This is a genomic window from Paenibacillus liaoningensis, assembly GCF_059609455.1.
This window is the reverse complement of the sequence record NZ_JCAALU010000002.1, coordinates 409,791-429,532: the sequence shown is the minus strand read 5'-3', so window position 1 is coordinate 429,532 and position 19,742 is coordinate 409,791. Positions and strand designations below refer to the sequence as shown.

Sequence of the window (19,742 nt, the reverse complement as noted above, 5' to 3'; positions counted from 1 at the left end):
TTATTAAGCGCTTCCAATTGGTGCAGAGACTTCATGTATTGCGACAGAATGATTGCATTCGGATATTCGGGAGGTGTAAGAGGAAATCTGGTCTGGGTTTTATTGGAAGCGCTTACAGTGAGACTGCAAGAGAAGAGCAAATGAAATGACATGAAAGAAAGGATGTGGTGGATAATGACTATTCGTACAAAAAGATCTACAGCGTTATTATTAATCCTAAGTATGCTGTTCACGGGTTTAATGGGCTCGAGCCGTGTGCAGGCCGAAGCCGAAGCGGAGTCTGCTAACCGGATCGTATTCGAGGATTTCGAGAACGTCGCTCCGGACGATTACAATGTTGAGGCGGAACCGCCATTCGCTGTTCACGTCATGGAGACGACGAGCACAACTGTCAAGCTGCAGTGGAATCCGTTGCCAAGCTCTGATGTTAGCCAATATGTGATCTACAACGGCGACAGTCCTGCGGTTTCCGTAAGTTTTTCCACCTATGATGCGAATGGCGGTCTATATAGCGCGCTTGTGTTCAATCTGGAGCCTAGCACCGAATACGCCTTTACCATAAGAGCGCATACGACGACTGAGTTGACCTCTGTGCCGAGCAATGAGGTGATCGTATCCACAACGGCACTTAGTGGTGCTTCAGCAACCCCGCTGACGGTCGCGGGTTATCGGGCCAGCGGCAGCGATTCCAATATTCCGGAGTATGCCATTGACGGCGATATTCAGACAAGGTGGTCGGCGTATGATGACGGGCAATGGATCGAACTGGATCTGGGCTCGGAACAGCTGGTTTCTTATCTGGGAGTTGCTTTCTACCGGGGAGACAATCGCCGTAAGACCATTGATATTGAGGTTTCGAACGACCAGACCAACTGGACCCGCTTATACAGCGGCGACAGCAGCGGCACGACGACGCAGGTTGAAGCCTTTGGTTTTGAAGCCTCCACTGCCCGTTATGTACGGGTTGTCGGGCGCGGAGCAAGCGAATGGACAAGCATAACGGAAATTCAGGTTTACCCTCCCCATGTGGACGGGGTTATATTAAGGGATGTGGAGATTCCACCAACAGGACCGGATCCGGATTCCCCAATTCCGACAAAAGCTGGTCTCTATTATGCGGATGGCACACCGCATGTGCCGCATGAGGCTCAGGCAGTGACTGGTTCTACGTATAATGTCTTGGACTTCGGCGCCGATCCTGCCGACAACGGAATTGATGACGCTCAAGCTATCCGGGCTGCACTGGCTGCAGCGACGCTTGGGGACGAAGTTTATCTTCCGAACGGACACTATCAATTAACGAGCACAGATATGGACGGAGTTACCCATTTCATTATGAAATCCGGCGTGCAGATGCGCGGCGAGAGTCAGGATGGCGTTCTGCTGGTCTCCGACCATGCTAATGAACAGGAAGAATATGCTACGGTTGAAGGCATCGTATTTCGCATGGCTGGACAAAACAATATTAAGATCAGCAACATGACAGTTACATCCAGCTGGGACTTGAATTATTCAACGAATACGTCGGTTGCGAATCCGGATCGGGGCGGACCTAAGCAGGTGATCATGATTACCGCCGCTTCCGGCAAACCGTCATATAACATTACGCTGGACAATCTGACGATCGAGAAGTTTCAACGGATCGGCGTTGTCATTACGAACAGTCATGATGTCATTGTGGAAAATTCGCTTTTTCGCAACGCGACGAACTTAGCCGAGGGCGGAAATGGATATGGCGTGTCCATCGAAGGCAAGTCCAAGGAAAGTCGGCTCGGCAGAGAGGACGATTCTCGTTTCAATGTCGTTCGCAACAACGAGTTTATCGGTCCCTATCTGCGTCACGGAACGATGGCGCATTCTTACACGCATAACAATCTCATTGAAAACAACTACTACTTGAACTCGGCATTAGACGCTATTGATTTCCATGGAGAAGACGAGTATATGAATGAAGTAAGCGGCAACCATATCGTTGGCGGCGGCGAAGCGGCTGTCGGCGTTGGCAATCCGGGCGCTACACATGATGCCGCGGGACCTGGCAATTATATTCATAACAATTTAATCGAGAATGTGAAACGGTATGGGGTACAGGTGTATTTGGGATCTCCGGATACTATTATCGAGAATAATACCATTACCGGATTTACGAACGCGGGGAGCCAGGGAATACGTCTGAAAAATGCGCCCGGAACGATAGTGAAGGGCAATCAGATCGTGAACAATACGGCTCCCGACTTCTGGGGCATAATTGCCATGAAAGACGATGGCGATCCGACCAACGCCGGGAATGGCGCAGGAATACCCGAGAATATTGTCATTCAGGACAATCATGTTACGGGGAATACGAATGGCGTTATGATCTCGCACGGTACGAATATTCGTCTCTTTGGCAATGAGATCAGCGGAAATAATGGGACGGATTATGAGAATCAAGTGGCGGTTTCCGAGCTGCTGTCGGCAACCAAGGCGGCAAGTGTACAGAAAAATGCTCAGAACGCCCCGGTTACGGATCTCTTACAGATTAAGGGTGGAGAAGATAGCGAATCGGCGAGGAGCTATCTGCAATTCGATCTGAATCCCATTGAAGGCAAGCTGGCTACCGCCTGGCTCTATGTTTATGGACAGGCGCTGGAGAGCCCTGCTGGAGAGACGGGAGCTGCAACTTCTCTCTATGCAGTGGACAGCAATGACTGGGACAGCGATACAATGCAATGGAATTCGTACCAGTCTCCGCCAGAGCTGGGCGAGAAGCTCTCGACTGTGCAGCTGAATAATAACGGCGAGAATGTCTGGTATGTATTCGATGCGACTGTGCTCTTGCAAGAACGGCTGGATGGAGATCGGACGATATCGCTTGCTTTTGCCCAGGATGCCGATCAAATCGGTTACTTGACGCAGCTATATAATGGAACCGACTCCAGCTATAGGCCTTACCTGCGGGTTGAAACTTACCCTCCCGTCGAACTTGCGGCCGTAGCGGTAAAGGCGGATCGTTCGCAGCTGGTGCCGGGCATGACTACCCAACTGCATGTGACCGGCACATACAATACAGGATCGGAGGCTTCGTTGGAAAATGCGGACATATCTTTCATAAGTCTGACGCCGGATCTAGTGACTGTTGATCATACGGGCGTGGTTACCGCGCTTCAAGCTGGAGAAGCTACATTGCAGGCAGCTGTCGTCTTGGATGGCGTTGCTCGCACTGGAACGTTCGTTCTTAATGTAACCAATAATCTAGCGATTACTGCGCAGTTGTCGGTCGACTCCACGTTGGGTACAAATACAAAAGATAGAGTACTTGACGGAAGCTTGGAAACCCGCTGGATATCAAACGGCTCCCAAGCGCCTTATCTGATGCTGGACTGGACAACGGAGCAAACGATCAACCAAGTGAAGCTGTGGAGCGGACATGTGCCGGTTATAGGCTCGGCCAACTGGCATGTCAGAGATTTTGATCTGCAGTTCTTGGAAGACGGAGAATGGAAGACGATAGCCGAAGTCCGAGATAATGATCAGGACGCTTTTTGGGGTCAGTATACGATGTTGAATTTGGAAAATCCCATCGTGACGACTGCCGTGCGCTTCCATTTTGTCCGTCCGTCATGGGGCAATGGCAATTCGAATGATATGATGGCCAGAATCAATGAGGTGTTTGTCGGCTTCGTCAACGATTAGGGACCATCTCGGCCTAAGTCCTTGTCACGCGGGCTTAGGCCGAATTTCTGTTATATACCTGATTCTATTAAAGTACTCGAATTTACATAGTTTTTCTCGATTTCGTGTTATTTTTTCTGGGAGCCATCAAATCTATACTAGTAATAGAAAGCGATTACAAACATTGAGAGGGGCATAAAGATGAAGAAATACGGGTTAGTCTTGCTGTCTGTTATTTTGCTGCTCGGCTTGCTGAGCGCATGCGGAGTAAATGGAAAGAACAATAATGGCGCCGCAAAGGCAAACAAGGAAAATGCGAACAATACGCCGAGTGCGGAAGTGGCTGCTGAATCAAAAGATCCTGTGGAGCTTGAGATGTCCGTTTGGGGCAGCGATGCCCAGGTGGCATTGTATGACGAGCTTGCTGAGGAATACAATAAGCTCCATCCGAATGTGACAGTCAAAACTACCGTGATTCCGTGGGCGGACTACCAGCAGAAACTGGCGATCATGGCAGCGACCAAAACTTCGCCTGATATCGTATGGATCTCAGAGCGCATGATTCCGCAATTTATGAATGGGGGCCAGCTGCTGGATATTTCGTCCGTGAAAGAGGATGCGGCTTATGCGTTCGATGATATACTGCCATCCACGCTCACTGCATTTGAAAAGGAGGGCAAGCTCTACGGCATTCCATTTTCTACGCCGCCTCAGGTCGTTTTCTACAATAAAAAGCTGTTTGAAGCGAATGGATTGAAGTCGCCAATGCAGCTTTATGAAGAGGGCAACTGGACTTACGATGAGATGGTCAAAGCGTCCGAAGCGATATCCAAACCGCAAGAAGGGGTATACGGCGTGAAGTTCATACAAAGTTCCTCCAACTGGTCCGATAATCTGATTCCATTGATTTGGGCGATGGGCGGCGAAATCTTCAACGAAGACACAACGCAATTCGCTATGAACACGCCGGAGACGGCCAAAGCGATCAATCTCTTTAAAGGGCTGATCGATAAGAAAGCGCATCCAAGCATCGGCGAGCAGTTAACTTTCGATACAGGTAAGCTTGGTATGGCGTTTGAGAACGTTACCCGTACAAGCGCTTACCGTGACAAAGTCGATTTCGAGTGGGATATTGCTCCGCTTCCGAAAGGCGACCATGGCGTCACGGTGCCTATCGGCTTTGGAGGCTATTCGATCTTCAAAGATGCAGAGTATCCGGAAGAAGCATTGGAATATTTAAAATTTATTAGTAATAAGGAAAATGCAGCAAAAGTAGCCCAGTTTTTTGTGCCGCAGAGAAAGTCTGTCCTTTACTCCGATGAGTATCTTAACAAGTTCTCGTTCCCGACTGTTGAAACGATGAAAGTGGCTGCATACGATCGGTTGGCCGAAGGTGAAATCCGGCCTTCCCATCCGAACTGGGTCAAGATTGACGAGCAGGTGACATTAAACCTGGACGCGATTTTGCTCGGTTCCAAGACAACCGAGCAAGCGTTGAAAATTATGGAAGACAGCATTAATCCTCTATTGAAGTAACCCTCCTGAACGGTGGAGTATTGCGAGATCGCCATATGAACAATAGGGCGATCTCGTATATTAAAGAGAGGGTTTCGTCATATTCACAACAGGAGGTAGGCGCAAATGGCCGGAGGTAAGCCAGCAGGTTTAGCAACTATGAAATCAAAAGAAATGTGGGCGGGATATTTGTTTATACTGCCTATTGTGGCGGGATATTTAATCTTCCTGTTTGGCCCGATCGTTTACGCTTTCGTGATGAGCTTTACGAATTGGTCGTTATTTGGGAATAAGGCGTATATTGGTTTGGATAACTATATTTACGCCATGCGCGATGATCCCGTCTTTTGGGATACGGTCGTTAATACTATATATTTCTCTGCGGGTTTGGTCCCACTGAACATTGTATTATCGCTTTTGCTGGCCATGCTGTTGAAACGGAAAATATGGGGCATTGGCTTGTTTCGGACTGCGATCTTTACGCCGGTAGTCGTTTCCCTCGTGGTTTGGGGGATCGTATGGAAGTTTATTTTCTCTACGGACGGCGGCTTAGTCAATCTGCTGATCCGAACGTTTGGCGGAACGGAGATTCCCTGGCTTTTCTCGGAAACTTGGACGATGCCTACCGTTATAGTGGTCAGTGCGCTTAAAGGTGTGGGCATGAACATGGTCATCTTCCTGGCCGCTTTGCACGATGTGCCAAAGGATTATTACGAGGCTTCCAAAATTGACGGCGCTTCGCGCTGGGAAACCTTTAAATCCATTACACTGCCAATGATTACGCCAGCCGTATTCATGGTAACGATAATTACCGTTATCGGTTCTCTTAAAGTGTTCGGACAAATCTATGTGATGACAGGCGGAGGTCCGGGAACAAGCACGTACGTGATGGTCTTCTACATTTTCAAACAAGCGTTCCGCGCCTACGAATTCGGTTATGCATCGGCACTGGCATTTATTTTGTTCAGCATTATCCTGATTCTGACTTTGATACAGTGGAAACTAAGAAAGAGATGGGTACATTATGAACAATAAAAAGATAACATCCAACCTTGCATCCTATCTGGTTCTAACAATCGTATCCCTCATCGTGTTGTTCCCTTTTTTTTGGATGGTCAGCACATCCTTGAAGACGGAATCAGAGGTGTTTCTATTTCCCCCCCAGTGGATACCCGCAGCTTGGGAGTGGATCAATTATATTCGCGTGTTTACGGAGATGCCGTTTCATCTCTACTTTTTTAATAGTATGTATATCGCGGTGCTCGTCACGGCAGGCACTTGTTTATTGTCCGCATTGGCAGGCTATGCGTTTGCCAGATTGCACTTTCCATTCAAAAACGCGATCTTTCTGTTCCTGCTCAGCGGGATGATGATTCCCACCGAAGTTACGGCCATTCCTTTATTCAGCTGGATGTCAAACCTCGGATTCATCGATACGCATATTCCTCTGATTTTTCCGCCAATGCTTGGATCGGGAGGGATGTTCGGAGTATTTCTCGTACGTCAGTTTCTAATTACTGTTCCTATTGAACTGGATGAAGCAGCCAAAATGGATGGGTGTTCGCCGTGGCGCACGTTCAGGTCGATTATGCTCCCGATCGCCACACCCGCATTGGCAACCGTAAGCATCTTTACATTTATGAATAGCTGGAACGAGTTTTTTGAACCGCTTATTTATTTAAATACGAAGGAATTGTTCACGCTGCCGATCGGCTTATCCATGCTGACTACGGATGCCGGAGTGGACTGGCCGCTGCTGCTTGCCGCTTCGACCATAGCAACAGTCCCGATTCTGCTCGTTTTCTTCCTGGCTCAAAACAAGTTTATTGAAGGCATTGCCAATACGGGCTTGAAATAATGCGTTTTCTCCAAAAAGGACTGATACCTAATATACATGCAGTAATTTTCACATGCGAACGTCAGCCTAATAATGGACTGACGTTTGTATTTTGCACATAAAATGCCTACGGTTAACACAACTCTGATCCTCAAGATGATAAGTTCTTTAATTCTAGCAAGTTGATTCTCCCCTTAATTGATGACGAAACACAATCCCCGTGTCATACCGATCAATACAGCGTTATAATTAATATCCCGTACATGCTCATAGCTAAGGATGCGATGACATCAGGCACAGCATAATGAATAGACAGTTTTGAAATTTCGACTATAAACCCCCATGTTACATTAGAGTCAACTAGGTGGAGTACACCTAATGAAACGATACTATTCGATTGGCGAGATGGCTAAGTTGGGTCATATAACGATTGCAACACTCCGACCGACATTATGATCAAATCGGCTTACTTAAAGTCGACCATGACATCGGATATCGATAATACTATGCGGGTAATGAATTAATTGTATTTACTAATGAAGTTTTTCCGGGAATGAACGATAAAGCGGTTTCCCTTTTTTCCGAAGGTGATACCGCGCTCTTTAACAATGTTGTAATCAAGCACTTGAGTAAGACTAAAATGCTAGATAGCGTTGTTCGCAGCGAAATATCCCATCATCATTGTCATCACGACTCCATGAGTACCAATAGCAGACAACGAATTTTGAATCAGAACACATCTTTTTTACTAATGGGACACTTCCTTATCAGGCATTATTTTATCATGAAAGTAGTTGAATTTATTTTGTGTGCATAACGAAAATTTTTTTCGTAAACCACTTACAAAAATAAAGCAAATATATTATAATTACAAACATAGAAGAAAGCTTGTAGGCCGCTTTACATAAAAATGATTTTCAAAGGGAGCGTTTGAACATGGGAGAACTTAAAACGATTATCGAAAAACGTCGTTCGGCAGTGAATTTTGTGGAAAATGTAGCGATATCGGAGGAGGAGCTTCAGCAGCTTTTTTCACTAAACCGCTTCGTTCCTTCGGCCTTTAATTTGCAGCACAGCCACTACATCGTGGCGACATCCGAGGAAAGCAAAGAAAAAATCTATGAAGCTTCCAAACAATATAAAGTAAAAAATGCTTCTGCGGCCATCATCGTGCTTGGTGATACGAAGGCGCACCTTAATGTTGGAGAGCTGAACGCAGGGATGCTCGCGCTGGGCATGATGAGCAAGCTTGATTATGATCAGGAAAATGAAAATGTGATTCAGTTTTACGAATCGCGCGGCGAGCTGTTCCAGCGGGACGATGCGATTCGCAATGCGAGCCTGTCTGCGATGCAGCTGATGCTGATTGCCAAAGACCAGGGCTGGGATACATGCCCGATGATTGGTTTTGACGCGGATAAAGTGCAGGAGCTGTTTGAAATCCCCGAGCGTTATGTGCCGGTTATGCTCATAACACTGGGCAAAAGCGATCCGAACAAAGAGCGCCCGCGCGGCTACCGCAAGCCCGTTAATCAATATGTGAATATGAATGCTTTTCATTCTCCTGATACTCACTGAAATCAATAATCTCAACCCTTCCTGTTCATGCGAAAAAGCTGCCTCCACTAAGGATGCAGCTTTTTTGCGTGCAGTTATACTAGGTGGGTATGCAGACCAGAGCTATTCTGCTGTACCATGCTTAGCGTTTATTCAAGGCCAATCTCATTTTGCGATTCAGTTTCAGGGGTGGGGTACGGCAGCATGCGAATGTTGCTGAGAACACCGTTGCTAAGAACACCGTTGCTAATACCACTGTTACTGAGAACACTTTTGTTTAAATCACCCTTGATTAGACCGCGCAGCAGCTTGGGAACGCTCACACTTTTTTGGCGGACTGAGTTTCCGCTATTCTGGCTTTTGACCCTGTTTCAGGCCGTAAGCGGACAGGAAAGCCGCTATCACCGTCATTATCCCGTCAAAATGGTCATTTGCATCACAATAGCGGCTCCTGAGTCCGCCACTTGTGCCTTAACCCATGATTCGGTTGAAATAGCGGCTGCTGTGTCCGTCAAATCTGTCATTGTGCAGGGAGTTACCTTTGCCTAAGCTTCGCTCTCCTTCTCCTGAGGCTGCTTCGTATAATACAGGCGGAACACCAGGTCCTGATTATGGTTGCCGAAGCCGGAGCCGAACAGCGTGACGCCGCCAATATGCTCGGCATTTTCCTCTACGGCGATGCGGAACGTCCACTGGTTGCTGCGGATATCAATATCGTCAATCGTCACATCGGACAGCTTAATGCCATCCATGAAGGTGCCTTCCTTCTTCACGATCAAATGCTTGAGCAGCCCATGCTGATTGACGCTTTCGAACCACCATGGCGGATTAAGCTTGCCTTTGCCCCCAAAGTCGCCGGGGCTCGTCCACATGCCAACCTTCATGCCGTTGAAAAAGAAGCTGATGTCCGATGGCCAATTGTTGTTCGTGAAAGGGGCCTCCGAGGAAATTTCCATTGAAATTTCGAGCTGCTCCGGATTTTCGCTCCCAAGCATGTAATTAGGCATCTTGTATTCAATATACCCCTGCCCAAACCACAAAATCTTCGCATTCAACCGCTCCGGATCAAGAAAATGCCTCGGATCGTCGAAAATGCCGATGATGGAATCCCTCGTACAAATGCCGCAGGTTGGCGAAATGTCCAAATCGGTAAAATGGCCAATCGAAATATCGGTTCGCCGCACCTCGCGAGGAATCACATCCTTGATTGGAAACATGATTTCCAAATTATCGATGCTGAGCGAGCAAACCTTCTGCGCTGCCCCGCCTTTGCCGGGCGTCATCTCCGAGTGAATAATGTTTGCTTTCTCGAGCTTCTTGACATGCATCGTCATAATGGCGCTGCTAAGCCCGAGCGCTTCGGCAAGCTCGCGAATATTCATCGATTTTTGCGATAGAAGGTGAATGATTTGGATGCGGACGTTGCTGGATATAGCCTCGAATACAGGCAAATATTGTTCGGAAAGTTCTATTTTCAACGTGGCGTCCTCCGGAAATTGAAATATTAATGAATATGTGAATAACACTGATTGTGACTAATGATACATGATTTGGCCAAAACAGACAAGGAAACGCCTTCAAACAGGCATGATCTGGTTGACAGCGGCGTAAAGCTGTTGATATATTAACATCGAAGGAAGTAAGTAATATATTTATGAATAATTAACAAAGGGGTTTTGATTATGATGGAGCAGCAGATTCAAGCCGAGCAATCTTTCGTCAATCCTATTATACCGCAGCGTGCGGATCCATGGGTATATCTCCATTCCGACGGCTACTACTATTTCACGGGCTCCGTTCCAGAATACGACCGCATTGAGCTTAGAAGAGCGCGCACAATCCAGCAGCTGGGGGAAGCAGAGCCAGTTGTCGTCTGGCGAAAATATGCCGAGGGACCGATGAGCGCGAACATTTGGGCGCCGGAGCTGCATTTTGTTCAGGGCAAATGGTATATCTACTTCGCTGCGGCACGGACGACGGAGACAGTTGAGGGGCTGTTCGACCATCGCATGTTCGTATTGGAAAATGAATCACCCAATCCGCTCGAAGGCCAGTGGGTTGAAAAAGGGCAGCTTGTCGCCAATTGGGAATCGTTTGCGCTGGATGCGACAAGCTTCGAGCATAAGGGCATGCAATATCTCGTCTGGGCGCAGAAGGATTTGGCGATCGCAGGCAACTCCAATCTATATATTGCGGCGATGAGCAATCCTTGGACGATGCGCGGCAAGCAGGTTATGATTACCCAGCCCGAATACGAATGGGAGAAAATCGGCTTTTACGTCAATGAAGGAGCTGCGGTGCTGAAGCGTGGCGGGACGATATTTATTAGCTATTCGGCCAGCGCAACGGATCACCATTATTGCATGGGACTGCTGAGCGCTTCCGAGGACAGCGATTTGCTCGACCCGGCTTCATGGAGCAAGGCGCCGGAGCCTGTATTTGTAACGAGTGAAGAGAACGGGCAATATGGACCTGGACATAACAGCTTTACGGTGTCGCCGGATGGCAAGCAGGATATTTTGATTTACCATGCCCGCAATTATAAGGAGATTACAGGGGATCCGCTTTACGATCCGAATCGCCACACGAGGGCGCAAGTATTCGGCTGGACAGCGGATGGTAAGCCTAGCTTTGGCGTCCCGGTGCGGGACGGCAAGTAAGAAGCTGGCTGAGCGCAAAGGAATTCCAAAAATCAAACAAATATAGTTGACAATGTAAGCGCTTTGAACTATTATCGTAAATAATAAAAACATTAATGATTAATACATATATTATTAATGTTTGTGAAGCAATAGGATTAATAAGGCGCGATACAACGGTTGAAAGGCGATTTTGACTTGCAAACGGATGTGTCGCGTGAGTCAGCACTGTACTTATACCATCATGATGCAAGGCAACTTTTCGAAATTGTGAATACGTTTTCATTTTATGGAGGAGGGTTTGAGGATGAAAAAAAGTTTACTTGCAACAATGGCAGCGACGATTGTGCTGGGGGGCGTTATCGCGGGCTGCAGCAGCAATTCGCAAACAGAAGGAAGCACCGAGACTGGGCAGGGCGGCACGAAGCAAATCAGCTTCATGTTCCGCGGCGGACCGGAGGAGCAGAAGGCGTATGAGGCGACGGTCAAGAAGTTTGAGGCCGATCATCCTGATGTAAAGGTGAAAATCATTACGACAACGGGTGACCAATACGCGACGAAGCTGAAAGCAGCCATTACGGGCAAAAGCGTGCCGGACGTCTTTTATTTTGACCCAGGCGATTTAAGAGCTTATGTGAATGCGGGAGTGTTGAAAGATATTACGGAATACGTGAAGGATGTCGACTTCGATAACCTATGGAAGCGTGGCGTAGATATTTACCGCTATGATGGCAATAACGTAGGCCAGGGCAGCATTTATGGCTTGCCGAAGGACGTGGGCCCGTTTGCGCTCGGCTACAATAAAGACATGTTCACAGCGGCTGGAATCCCTTTGCCGGATAAGGAAAAGCCGTATACATGGGACGAATTCATCAAGGTCAATCAGCAATTGGTGAAGGATACGAATGGCGATGGCAAAATCGATCAGTACGGAACGGGCTTTAATGTCAACTGGGCGCTGCAGGCCTTCGTCTGGAGCAATGGGGCAGACTGGCTGGACGCAACGAATACGAAGGTGACGATTGACGATCCGAAGTTCGCGGAGGCGCTGCAATATTTTGCCGATATGCAAAATGTTTATAAAATTACGCCATCCATTGAAGATGCGGCGACGCTTGATACGTATCAGCGCTGGATGAAGGGCGAGCTTGCCTTTTTCCCGGTAGGTCCATGGGATCTTGCGACGTATGAGACGCTGCCTTTCGATTATGATTTGATCCCTTACCCTGCTGGCTCGACCGGCAAATCCGCGACCTTCCTTGGCTCGCTTGGCATCGGCGTATCCAGCGGCTCGAAAAATCCGGAAGAAGCGGCACAGCTCGTAACGTATCTGACCGCATCGCCGGAAGGCATGCAGCAGCTCGTTGATGCGAAGGTGCAAATTCCGAACCTGATTGATATGGCGGAAAAATGGGCCGCAGACACGACGACGAAGCCTGAAAACAAAGCTGAATTCCTCCGTATCGTAGAGGATTACGGCAAGCCAATGCCTAACACGCTGACATACAACTCCGAATGGTATCAGCTGTTTTTCACCGATATTCAGCCTGTGCTTGATGGCAAGGTGACAGCAGCGGACTACGTGAAGGCGGAGCAGCCGAAGATGCAGAAGCTGCTTGATAAAGCGGTTGAGCAGGAAGCGAAATCCAAGAAATAATGGTTGCAAGCAGAAGCTAATCTCAGTACCGGAAGGACGGAGGACAAGCGAAGCACGGTCCTTGGTTTTCAAGGGGCAGCTGCAAAGAGTGCCTGTTCCTCTGGCTTCCGGTCATTTTGAGGGGTGAAACATGAAAGTAAGGTCGAATCTTTACCGGAAGGAAGGCTATTACGGGTATTTATTCGTGCTGGCGCCCGTTATCGGCTATCTTTTGTTTACGCTGTACCCGCTGCTGTACTCCCTATATGGTTCTTTTACCGATTGGGATGGGCTCGGGCAGATGACGTTTATTGGGCTGGACAATTTTAAAGATATTCTCGCCGATGAGCTTTTTTATAAAGCGAGCTTTAATACGATTTTTATGATGATTGGTATTCCAATTGAAATTACATTAGCGCTGCTGCTGGCGATGGGCCTGAATCGGAAAATGTTCGGCACGACAACGTTCCGGGTCATTTATTATGTGCCGGTTATTTCTTCGCTTGCAGCGGTATCGATACTGTGGCAGTGGGCTTATAACGGCGATTATGGTCTGGTGAACCAGTTTCTAGCGCTGTTTGGCTTTGAGGGCCCGAACTGGCTCACGGATAAGTATACGGTAAAGCCTGCTCTTATATTGATGATGATCTGGAAAAATATTGGGTATTCCATGCTGCTTTATTTGGCTGCGCTGCAAAGCGTACCGAAGGATTATTATGAAGCGGCGCAATTGGACGGCGCGAATAGCTGGAAAATTTTCTGGAACATTACGTTCCCGATGGTGAAGCCTGTCACGTTCTTTATCGTCGTAACGAAAATTATTGGGGGAGCGCAAATTTTTACTGAGGTTAACATTATGACGCCGACGGGCGGGCCGGAATACAGCTCCGCAACGGTCGTTTTCTATGTATGGAAGAAAGCGTTCGAGAACCTGCAGATGGGCTATGCCTCGGGGATGGCGATGCTGCTGGGACTGTTTATTTTCGTCATTACGCTCGTGCAGTTCCGCATGAATGAACGTTCCTCGAAGGATATGGAATAAACTTGCCGGCAGGAAAGGAGTGAAGCCAGACTTATGCTATCGTTAAAAAGATTCAATCTGACCGATTTGCTCGCTTTTATCGTCATCAGTATCGGTGCCGTCTTTATGGTTGCCCCGCTGCTGTGGACGTTGTCGACCTCCTTCAAGTCGAAGGCGGAGGTTTTTGCGCTGCCTCCGGTATGGATACCGGAAACGTTCCATTTTGAGAAGTATATCGAAATTTGGGAAAAGGGCCCGCTGCTGAGCGGCATTCAGAACAGCCTGATTATTACGGTGTGCGTGACGATTATCGGCACATTCACCTCAAGTCTGGCGGCGTTCGCCTTCGCCAAGCTGCGTTTTCCTTTCAAAAATATGATTTTTCTGCTGCTGCTATCCGCCTTAATGATTCCTTACCCGGCGGTCATGATTCCGCAGTTTATTCTGTTCTCTGAATTTGGCTGGGTCGATACGCTCAAGCCGCTAATCGTGCCGGGATTATTCGGCAACATTATGATGATCTTTTTTCTGCGGCAGTATTTGACGAGCGTGCCAGGGGCGATTATCGAAGCGGCAAAAATAGATGGCAGCTCGTATTTCGGCATTTTCTCCAAAATCATTTTTCCGCTTATCCGTCCAGCTGTGGCGGCACAGCTTATTTTATGGTTTATGGCGGTATGGAATGATTATTTGGCGCCGATTATTTATTTGAATTCGCCGGAGAAGCAGACGCTCCAGCTCGTCATTGCGAATTTTAACGCGACTTATGCGATTCAGACCGATTATGCGCTTATTATGGCGGCTTCGTTCATTGCGCTGCTGCCGATGCTTATTATTTTTCTCGTATTCCAGAAGCAAATTATTGAATCGGTTGCCATTTCTGGCGTGAAAGGTTAGTGGCGCCTATGAAACGATATTTTTTAACGATAACGGCAGTTGCTACGGTTTGGCTGACTGGCTGCTCGGGCGAGGAAGTGGTTTATCCGCAGGCGCCGCCTAGCTACCCGATGTATGATACAGCGAATATAGACAATGAGCAGGGCTGGAATATGAGCAATGTGCATGATCCTTCTATTATTAAGGAAGGGGATACGTATTATATTTTCTCCACGGATGTTAAGGTCGGCGGAACGGCAAAACCAGGACTTATGGTCAGAAAATCGAAGGATCTAATGAACTGGGAATGGGCAGGCTATGCGCTTGATGGAGTTCCAGCGGAAGCAGAGGCGTGGACGGGGGCAACCGGCATGTGGGCGCCAGAGGTGGCGAAGCTTGGCGACCGCTTCTATTTATATTATTCGGCGTCGACCTTTGGCTCAAATCGCTCGTTTATTGGGGTTGCAACAAGCGATTCACTGGAAGGGCCGTGGACGGATCAGGGAGAAGTCGTAAAGACGGGGCCTGGCGACGAGCCGAATGCCATTGATCCTAATATTGTGAAGGATGCCGAAGGCAAGCCTTGGTTCGTGTATGGCTCTTTTTTCGGAGGCATCTATGTATCTCCACTCGATCCGGCTACGGGCAAGCTTAAGGAGCAGGGCTACGGGACGAAAATCGCGGCTCGCGCTGCCTCGGAATCGGGAGCAGTGGAAGGTCCCTATATGATTTATAATGCTGAGCTCAAGCAATATTATTTGTTCGTTTCCTATGACTCGCTCAGTCAGGATTATAATGTGCGGGTAGGACGCTCGGCGTCGATAACAGGGCCTTTTCTCGATTCCCTCGGCAGAGATATGCTGGATACCGCTTATGATCCGACCTTCGATGTCGGCAACAAGGTGATGGGCGGCTACCGGTTTGCGGAAGGAGAAGGCTGGATTGCTCCCGGCCACAATTCGATACTGCAGGACGGCGATAGCGATTATATCGTTCATCATGCTCGCCCAGAGCAGGATTCGAACTGGATGTACTTGCATGTGCGCAAGCTGCTTTGGACTGGCGATGGGTGGCCGGTGGTGTCGCCTGAGCGATATGCGGGGGAACAACTGCAAACGATACCTAAGAGCGCGCTTGCGGGCACATGGGAGCGCATTGTGCACGAGAAATATATAGATGGGCCGATTGATTCAGAAGCGATTGAGCTGAGAAAAGACGGCAAGATTGGCGCTGAAGAATCAGCAAATTATTGGGAGTTTGATGGCGAGCATACGGTGCGCCTGTATTTTCAAGATGAGGATCAGACGAAGGCGGGGGTTGAAACGGTGCTGGTGCTGCCAGCATGGGACTCAGAGCTGAACAAGCCTACGCTAGTATTTACCGGAATGGATGACAAAGGGCTCGCAGTCTGGGGAAAACAGATCAGATAGCAGCCACTCGCGCTGTGCAGCCTGCGTTTAATTGCGGAAATATCTCTATAAAATTGGATAGCGGCACCCATCAAATGGGTGCCGCTGTTTGTGTATCGTATATTTAACCGGGCCTTCAGCAACATGAATGGCCATTATATCCCTTGTTAATCTTGCAAGACAGCATAATCTTGCCTCGTAACCTAACTCCAAAACAACGGAAGCCCTACCTCTCTTCCATCCTTGCGGCTCCTAGACCGCGCCAGTGTGAATCAAAGCTCGTACAGCACGAACGTGAGAATTCAGAAATGAACAGAAAAGAAAATCCAGAAAAGAAGATCAAAACTGTGGAAAACATTGAATCTCTAGGAGGGATATTTGGGGGTTAAATATAACACATCAAAGATCATTATAGCCTATATGAAGAACAATTGCAAGAGGGGCGAAAAGATACCTATATATGTATGACTTTTGCCTATCTGGTTACGCTACTTTAAATACAAAACTCACAAAGTTTGTTCCACTCCCCGGGTTAGAGCAAACAAATGCAGGAGGCGAAACCTTTTATGCAAGATTGGTTGGAAATTACGCTGCGAACGTTGTCCTCGGTCGTTATTTTGTTTGTCATGACCAAGCTATTGGGCAAACGGCAAATTTCGCAGCTGTCGTTATTCGAGTATATTACGGGGATTACGATGGGGAACATTGCTTCGTACATTTCACTGGATCTCGATAATGAATGGTATTTGGGTATTGTAGCCTTGCTCGTATGGGTCATTGTGTCCGTAGGCTTCGAGTTTGCTACCATGAAGAGCAAGACGCTTCGCAACTTTATCGACGGGCAGGGAACCGTGCTTATCCGAAGAGGAAAGCTGCTGCGAAAAAATTTGCAAAAGGAGCGTATGACGCTCGATGAGTTTCTAGAGCAGCTGCGTAAAAAGGATGTCTATCGGATGGCGGATGTGGAATTTGCTATTATGGAGCAAAGCGGTGAAATTAATGTGCTGCTGAAAAAGGAACAACAGCCGCTGACCGCTGATATTCTCGGCCTTCAAGTAGAGCCGGAGGCGGAAGCGACTACGATTATTATGGATGGCAAGGTGCTCAAGAAGTCGCTCCGAGAGTCAGGACTTGATGACAACTGGCTGAACAAAAAGCTGCGCGATCAGCGAATCGAGCTAACGGACATCTTTCTGGGTCAAGTCGATGATCAGGGTGAGCTGATGATTCAGACGGGCACCAAATCCATTGAGCCAGCTAAACCGACGAACCCCAAATCACAGCTGCTAAGTATAATGAAGCAATTTGAGGTGCAATTGCAGCTTCAGGATCAGCTGTCCTTAAATGAAAAGGATAAATCTGATTATCAAAGTGCGGTAAACAAGCTGCAAGCGCTTATCGATAAGAAATAAGCCGGACAGCAGTTGACGCAAAGGCATACATTGAAGCAAAAACGGCTGTTCAATGCAGGCGATGTATTTTAAAATGTACGGAGGTGTATATACATAACGATAAGGGGCGGGCTATGAGACAGGTTTTATTTTTGCGCGCATACAATTACTTCTATTTCTCGCTGTTTGCATTATTTCTCTCCTTTCTGCCTATTTATTTGGCTGAGCGCGATATTAGCGCCACGAATATTGGGTTGATGCTGGGGCTGGGCAGCCTCATTGGGGTCGTATCCCAGCCGCTCTGGGGAATGATTAGCGACAAATACAAGGTAATCAAAAAGGTTTTGCTGCTGCTAATTACGGTATCTGTCGTTATCGGCGGACTGCTCTATCGTTCCACGGAGCTGGTGCCGTTGTTTGTAGGCATTAGCTTGATGTATTTCTTCTTCATGCCGACGGACCCTTTGGTTGAAAGCTTCAATTATCGTGTGTCCCTTCAATATAAGGTCAATTTCGGCTCGATCCGAATGTTTGGCGCGCTTGGTTTTGCGATGGCCTCTTCCATCATCGGCTATGCAGGCAAGCACTATGGCATCGGCAGCTTGGCGGTATTATTTCTCGTGTACGGGGTCATCACCTTGCTGCTGTGCAGCCTGCTTGCTGAAGTGCCGGCAGCTGCCAAACCGATTGCGCTTAGGGAAATCGGCTTGTTTTTCAGAAGCAAGCAGACGCTATGGTTTCTCGGACTTGTCCTGTTTCTAGCAGTGCCGCACCGGATGAATGATAATTATATCGGCCTATATATTAAAAGCTTGGGCGGCGATGTCCAGTTAGTCGGGCAAGCCTGGACCGTTATGACGATTATAGAAGTTGTTTTTTTCGCCATTAGCCATTATTTCATTAAACCGGAAAAAGAGCTTGCTGTTATCGCGGTTGCCGCTAGTTGCTATGCCTTGCGCTTTGCGCTGTCTGCAGTCGTCACTGATCCTGCTGCTCTTATGTGGCTGCAACTGCTGCAAGGGGTCTCCTTTGTGCTTTTTTACGCGGCGTCGATTCAATATTTGTATAAGCTTGTTCCTGAGGAATGGAAGGCAACGGGCCAGACGGTGCTAGCGGTGCTGCTTTTTGGAGTATCGAGCATCATATCGGCAACCGCCGGAGGGTGGTTCATTGATCAGTATGGCGGGGCGAAGCTTTACGGGGCAATGGCTGTTTGGTCGTTTGCTGCCATGCTGCTATGTCTGTTCATTATGCTGAAACAGAGAAAAGGGGACCCTGCTTAAAGGTCCCCATTCATCATTGTTGCGTTGCATCAGCATATATAATAGAAGAGTTTTTTTGATATACAAATGCGAGGCTCATCTTTATGGTGTTTTTTTGGAAGTAATTGGCTTAGGCATTTCCTGGCCCCCGACGAATTGATATTTCACCAAAGTGTTGAAAGCATCCACATGCGGGGTCAGTGATCGTCCTCCCCACGACTCCACTGCATAATCATTCAGCTTATTCACGAAATCCATATTGGCGGATATGTGCACCTCCTGCACCATCGGGGCAAGCTCGCGAATACGCGTGGCGATCGTTTGCTTAAGCTCCGGGGACAACTCATTGTGGTCGTTGACCGAGAAATACGACTGATAAGGCTTGACGAGCAGCCGATTGTCCTCAAGCGGGCTGACACGGCTCGTGTTGTAGGCGTCCTCCGGCTGCCCGCCGTTCAACTGCTCCCGATTGCCGCCAGCACCTCTTGTACCGACAGCGGTCCAATCAAGCACGATGCCGACATAAGCGTTTTTGTCCGTCAGCATGACGTTCGCCGCAGCTACGCCATTTAAGTTGGTCACCTTCTTAGACAACGTATTGCTGTATTCGAAAAAAGCATTGTCATGCTGATGCGGATTGTTCGTCGTCGTTCCATACATTTTGCTGCCCAGCATTTTCGGATCGCCGGCTTGCCTGCTGCCATAATCGTAGTCGCTGTCCTGTACCCGCTGCTCGTAGTTGCAGGCAGCCGATGAGCATACGAGGAGGGCGCTGCATAATAACGCATAAAACATTCGTTTTTTTGGCATTTAGATGTCCTCCATTCCTGCTGTAATAAGAATAGGGTTTGTAGGGAACGATTAAATATACGCAGGAAAAGCTATACAGATTTGACTTTGTGAACGGAAAGCCCACGATTCTCGAAAAAAGCGCTTTAAAATAAC

The 19,742-nt window shown here is 48.0% G+C and carries 14 protein-coding genes; 12 read left to right on the top strand and 2 right to left on the bottom strand.

The features are described 5' to 3' along the window. Window positions 1-174 precede the first annotated feature (174 nt). The 5 genes from AC6B99_RS04550 to AC6B99_RS04530 all read left to right on the top strand — a co-directional run bounded on the left by AC6B99_RS04550 (window position 175) and on the right by AC6B99_RS04530 (window position 8,584). Window positions 175-3,675 carry a galactose-binding domain-containing protein gene (locus AC6B99_RS04550; RefSeq protein ID WP_496662843.1) on the top strand — a complete coding sequence of 1,167 codons (3,501 nt, stop codon included), beginning with the start codon at window positions 175-177 and terminating at the stop codon, window positions 3,673-3,675. A 180-nt stretch (window positions 3,676-3,855) separates the two neighbouring features. Further along, the gene (locus tag AC6B99_RS04545; RefSeq protein WP_494859238.1) at window positions 3,856-5,190 is read left to right on the top strand and encodes an extracellular solute-binding protein; all 1,335 of its coding nucleotides are present in this window, start codon (window positions 3,856-3,858) and stop codon (window positions 5,188-5,190) included. A gap of 105 nt (window positions 5,191-5,295) precedes the next feature. Further along, window positions 5,296-6,204 (top strand): carbohydrate ABC transporter permease, encoded by a 909-nt coding sequence (locus tag AC6B99_RS04540; protein WP_235533329.1) that lies wholly within the window; start codon window positions 5,296-5,298, stop codon window positions 6,202-6,204. After that, on the top strand, window positions 6,194-7,027 hold the full coding sequence (locus AC6B99_RS04535) for a carbohydrate ABC transporter permease (RefSeq protein WP_056042941.1): 834 nt from the start codon (window positions 6,194-6,196) through the stop codon (window positions 7,025-7,027). Before AC6B99_RS04540 ends, AC6B99_RS04535 begins: the two co-directional genes overlap by 11 nt. A gap of 915 nt (window positions 7,028-7,942) precedes the next feature. Next, window positions 7,943-8,584 (top strand): nitroreductase family protein, encoded by a 642-nt coding sequence (locus AC6B99_RS04530; RefSeq protein ID WP_056042939.1) that lies wholly within the window; start codon window positions 7,943-7,945, stop codon window positions 8,582-8,584. A 524-nt stretch (window positions 8,585-9,108) separates the two neighbouring features. On the opposite strand, the gene AC6B99_RS04525 is transcribed toward AC6B99_RS04530, so the two are convergent. Continuing rightward, window positions 9,109-10,041: an ArsR/SmtB family transcription factor gene (locus tag AC6B99_RS04525; protein WP_496662842.1), complete on the bottom strand. Its 933-nt coding sequence runs from the start codon at window positions 10,039-10,041 to the stop codon at window positions 9,109-9,111. 207 nt (window positions 10,042-10,248) lie between these two features. On the opposite strand from AC6B99_RS04525, the gene AC6B99_RS04520 reads away from it, so the two are divergent. From AC6B99_RS04520 to AC6B99_RS04490, 7 genes are all read left to right on the top strand, one after another. Beyond that, the gene (locus AC6B99_RS04520) at window positions 10,249-11,223 is read left to right on the top strand and encodes a glycoside hydrolase family 43 protein (protein ID WP_496662861.1); all 975 of its coding nucleotides are present in this window, start codon (window positions 10,249-10,251) and stop codon (window positions 11,221-11,223) included. A gap of 286 nt (window positions 11,224-11,509) precedes the next feature. Then, window positions 11,510-12,859 (top strand): extracellular solute-binding protein, encoded by a 1,350-nt coding sequence (locus AC6B99_RS04515; RefSeq protein WP_494859242.1) that lies wholly within the window; start codon window positions 11,510-11,512, stop codon window positions 12,857-12,859. A gap of 130 nt (window positions 12,860-12,989) precedes the next feature. Beyond that, window positions 12,990-13,880, top strand: a complete 891-nt coding sequence (locus tag AC6B99_RS04510; RefSeq protein WP_056042933.1) for a carbohydrate ABC transporter permease — start codon at window positions 12,990-12,992, stop codon at window positions 13,878-13,880. A gap of 33 nt (window positions 13,881-13,913) precedes the next feature. Next, window positions 13,914-14,756 carry a carbohydrate ABC transporter permease gene (locus AC6B99_RS04505; RefSeq protein ID WP_046231421.1) on the top strand — a complete coding sequence of 281 codons (843 nt, stop codon included), beginning with the start codon at window positions 13,914-13,916 and terminating at the stop codon, window positions 14,754-14,756. 29 nt (window positions 14,757-14,785) lie between these two features. Continuing rightward, complete coding sequence (locus AC6B99_RS04500; protein WP_496662860.1) at window positions 14,786-16,165, top strand: arabinan endo-1,5-alpha-L-arabinosidase; 1,380 nt, start codon at window positions 14,786-14,788, stop codon at window positions 16,163-16,165. Between the two features lie 545 nt (window positions 16,166-16,710). Next, complete coding sequence (locus tag AC6B99_RS04495; RefSeq protein WP_056042929.1) at window positions 16,711-17,556, top strand: DUF421 domain-containing protein; 846 nt, start codon at window positions 16,711-16,713, stop codon at window positions 17,554-17,556. A gap of 113 nt (window positions 17,557-17,669) precedes the next feature. After that, a complete protein-coding gene (locus tag AC6B99_RS04490) occupies window positions 17,670-18,818 on the top strand; it encodes an MFS transporter (protein ID WP_494859246.1) in 1,149 nt (382 codons plus the stop codon). Window positions 18,819-18,899: 81 nt separating this feature from the next. On the opposite strand, the gene AC6B99_RS04485 is transcribed toward AC6B99_RS04490, so the two are convergent. Further along, window positions 18,900-19,607 (bottom strand): YhcN/YlaJ family sporulation lipoprotein, encoded by a 708-nt coding sequence (locus AC6B99_RS04485; protein ID WP_056042925.1) that lies wholly within the window; start codon window positions 19,605-19,607, stop codon window positions 18,900-18,902. Between the last annotated feature and the right edge of the window lie 135 nt (window positions 19,608-19,742).